This is a genomic window from Methylobacterium sp. (assembly GCF_019750675.1).
GTDB lineage: Bacteria > Pseudomonadota > Alphaproteobacteria > Rhizobiales > Beijerinckiaceae > Methylobacterium.
The window spans coordinates 1-3,580 of the sequence record NZ_JAIEOF010000040.1 but is presented as its reverse complement, the minus strand read 5'-3'; the positions used below and the strand labels follow the sequence as shown (position 1 = coordinate 3,580).

The 3,580-nt window shown below is 70.2% G+C and carries 5 protein-coding genes and 1 pseudogene; all 6 read left to right on the top strand.

What is annotated here, in order from left to right; genetic code table 11:
- Positions 1–258: pseudogene (locus tag K2X24_RS02095) on the top strand (hypothetical protein); the annotation flags it as partial.
- Positions 259–430: 172 nt separating this feature from the next.
- Positions 431–871 carry a hypothetical protein gene (locus K2X24_RS02090; protein ID WP_292494199.1) on the top strand — a complete coding sequence of 147 codons (441 nt, stop codon included), beginning with the start codon at positions 431–433 and terminating at the stop codon, positions 869–871.
- On the top strand, positions 871–1,083 hold the full coding sequence (locus K2X24_RS02085; RefSeq protein ID WP_292494197.1) for a hypothetical protein: 213 nt from the start codon (positions 871–873) through the stop codon (positions 1,081–1,083). The genes K2X24_RS02090 and K2X24_RS02085 overlap by 1 nt, the downstream gene beginning before the upstream one ends.
- A 338-nt stretch (positions 1,084–1,421) precedes the next feature.
- Positions 1,422–2,525, top strand: coding sequence for a N4-gp56 family major capsid protein (locus tag K2X24_RS02080; protein WP_292494195.1), 1,104 nt, complete (start codon positions 1,422–1,424; stop codon positions 2,523–2,525).
- Between the two features lie 85 nt (positions 2,526–2,610).
- Positions 2,611–3,024, top strand: a complete 414-nt coding sequence (locus tag K2X24_RS02075) for a hypothetical protein (RefSeq protein ID WP_292494193.1) — start codon at positions 2,611–2,613, stop codon at positions 3,022–3,024.
- 107 nt (positions 3,025–3,131) lie between these two features.
- Positions 3,132–3,580: hypothetical protein (locus K2X24_RS02070; RefSeq protein WP_292494192.1), on the top strand; the 449-nt coding region annotated here is incomplete at its 3' end.

Genomic DNA, 3,580 nt, shown 5'->3' with positions numbered 1-3,580 from the left:
CTGATGCAGCTCGCCAAGCTGCGCGGCTTCGCACCAAAGGCCGCTGAGCCGGCCGCGCCCGCCGCCCCGGCTGAGACCGCGGCCGAGAAGTCCGCGCGCATCGCCAAGGGCCAGGCCGCCTCGCTCTCGCTCTCCTCGGCGGGTGGCGCCCCGGCCGGCGAACTCACCCTCGAGATGCTCGCCAGCATGTCGGAGGCCGACTTCGCCAAGATGGAAAAGGCCAACCCGGAGCGCGTCAAAGCCCTGATGGGAGGCTGATCCGATGTCCGTACCCATGCTCACGGCCCAACTCGTCGACGCGGCGGGCCAGCCGCTCGGTAGCGCGGGCGCTCCGCTGCCCACCGTCACGGCGCCCGGAGAGGCGCACATCGGCTAGGTCGGCGGGACCACCGTCGTCACGACCGGCGTCGTCATCCGCCCGGCCGACACCGTGGCCTATGCGGTCGGGGACCTGATCGGCGGCAACGTCGCGGCGGGCCCGGGCAACCTGCTCACCCTCGCGAACGTGCCGCGTATCCCCGGCGGGACCGGCCGTATCATCCGTCTGCGCGTCGCGACCAATCAGGCCGCGTTCGCGGGCACGCTGCGGGTCCACCTGTTCAAGACGGCCGTAGCTCCCAGCGTGGGCGACAATGGCGCACTGGCGGGCGCGGTGGCGAACTACGTGAACTACTACGGCTCGGCCGACGTCACGCTCGGGCAGGGCATCCTCGCCGACGGATCGAAGGGCTTCATGGCGTTCTCGCCCCCGATCGGCTTCGACGTGCCGGTCGGTGTCTCCGACATCTACGCGGTGCTGGAGACGCGCACGGCCTTCACCCCGGCCGCCTCGCAGCGCTTCTCCGTGACCATCGAGGCGGACGTCGACTGATGCCCGCCCTCGTCGCCTACCGTCGCTGGGACTCCTCCTCGCCCGAGACCCTGGGGCCGGCCAGTATGTACGCGCCGACCCAGCGCTTCGCCATCGTGGCGCTCGGGGTCGTGGTCGCGGTCTCCACACTGCCGCTCGGGACGCTACCGCCTCTCCTCACGGGCCAAAGCGCCGTGCTGAGCACCACCCTGAACGTAGGCGATCGCGTCTAGACCCTTGACCCGACGGGCAAACCGCGCGCATTAGCTAGCCTGTCGCCAGCGCTGTGACGGTCCGCCCTCGGACCGCCCGCCGGCTCCTTCCAACGCCCCGATCCGACGCTCGTTCAAGGCCCGCTCTCCGCGGGCTTTTTGCGTTCGCCGGACCGGTTCGCCCGATCGCACGTCACGCGATCCGCCCGGCCGCGTCACAGCCTTCGCCTGACCCACGTCACGGGTCCCGTCCGACCACCGTCCCCAGCGGCACCATGGGGCCCGGCTTCCGTCCGCGCGGCGACGCACAGCCCGCAGAACCCCTCCCCACGGAAACCTCAAGCCTCGAAGGCACCCCCATGTCCGTCACCTCCTATGGGCTGAACGACGCCCTCGCCGTGAAGCTGTGGTCGAAGAAGCTCGCCACGGAAGCCACCAAGGCCCTCGATATCGCTCCGCTGTTCGGCGAGGGCGACAAGTCCGTGATCCAGGTCAAGACCGAGACCCAAAAGGGTGTCGGCGACAAGATCACGTTCGGCCTGCGCATGCAGCTCAACGGCGCCGGCTTCACCTCCTCGGATCGCGCCGAGGGCAACGGTGAGCAGCTGACCACGAACTCCGACGCGATCACCATCGAGGAGCTCGGCAACGTCGTCGGCATCCGCTCGAAGAACACCATCGACCAGCAGCGCGTACCCTTCGACCTGCGCGATCAGGCCCGCGCCGGTCTGGCCGACTGGTTCCAGCTGCGCACCTCGGTCTCGTTCTTCAACCACGCCTGCGGCTTCACCCCGGCCAACTTCGTCCAGGCCGACGGCTCCGGCGGCGTGAAGTTCACGGCCAACAACGCCGTGACGCCCTCGACCCGCGTCGTGCGCCCCAACGCCCGCGTCAACGACGGCGCCCTCGTCGCCGGCGACATCTTCACGCTCGACCTGATCGACTCGGCCGTCGAGATCGCGAAGACCGGCGGCAACGCCGGCGACGTGAAGATGCGCCCCGTCAACGTCGACGGCATGGGCGAGATGTGGGTGATGTACCTGCACCCGACCCAGGTCACGCAGCTGCGTCGCGGTACGGCCGCCGGCCAGTGGCTCGACATCCAGAAAGCCGCGATGCAGGGCGGCGAGGTCACCAAGAACCCGATCTTCACCGGGGCGCTGGGCGTCTACAACAACGTCGTCCTGCGCGAGTCCCAGCAGGTCACCATGGGCGTCGCGCCCGATGGCAAGACGATCCTCCCGACCGTGCGCCGCGCCGTCCTGATGGGCGCTCAGGCGGCCACGGCGGCTTTCGGCAAGGGCGGCGGCGCCGACAAGTACCGCTGGAACGAGGAGCTGTACGACCACAAGCGCGAGCTCGAGGTCTCGGCCTGGGCGATCTGGGGTCTGAAGAAGACCACCTACAACAACCGCGACTTCGCGGTGATCGTCATCCCGACCTACGCCGTCAACGCCGGCTGATCGCAGCCCTGACCGATCCTGATGCGCGGGCCGGCCCCGGCCGCCTGCGCGTCTCCCCCTCCATCCTGATCGAAAGGGGCCCGCCATGGCCACCAACGTCAACCCGACCAAGCCCGCCGTCCGTTCGCTCCTGCGCGGTCAGGTCGGCGAAATCCGCGCCCGCGTGCGCTTCGACGACCTCCTCGCCGGCGGCATGCCGATGCGCGCCGCCTTCCCAGCCGGCGCCATCATCACCCGCACCACCATCGTGGTGAGCCAGGCCTTCAACGCCGGCACGACCAATCCCCTCGTGGTCGGTTCGACGCCGGGCGGCAACGACCTCGTCGCGGCCACGGATTCGGTCGCCCAGACCCTCGGCGTGAAGCGGCCCGACACCGCCACGGCGCTCGGCCAGCTCGCCGCCGATACGGTGCCGTACGTCTCCTACGTCCCGACCGGCTCCGCGCCGACCGCGGGCGTGGCCGACATCGTGTTCGAGTACGTCGCGCCGCGCGCCTGAGCGCCCGGTGAACCTGACCTACTGGGCCCTGCACGCAGCAGCGGTCCTGGCGGCGGAGCCTGAAGCCCCGCCGCTGCCCTCCCCGACCGCTGATCCGAGGCCTGCCGATGCCGAACGCGCAAGGGAAACCGACGCTCGGCGACTTGCTCGACGAGATCGCGGACGACATCGAGCGGGCGGACCTGGACCGGCAGATCGCGTTCGCGGTTGACCGGGCCATCCGGCACTACCAGCCGGATCGCTTCACGTTCAGCGAGCGGATCCTGACCTTCCAGACCGTCCCCGGCGCCGACGTCTACGGCGGCGGGGATGCGCCGGAGATCCCGGCCCTGCTCGCGATCGACAGCGCGATGCGCATCGAGAACGGGCAGAGCTACACCCTCACCAGGATGGCTGAGACCGCCATCGAGCGCCTCGGCGACCCGGCCAGCGCCTCGCAGCCCTGCGCCTACTCCTACTTCGACCGATCCATCCGGCTCTGGCCCACGCCCTGCGCGGCCTGGACCATCCGCCTCGCCGCGCATGTCGAGGTTCCCGCCCCGAAAGACCGGGACGA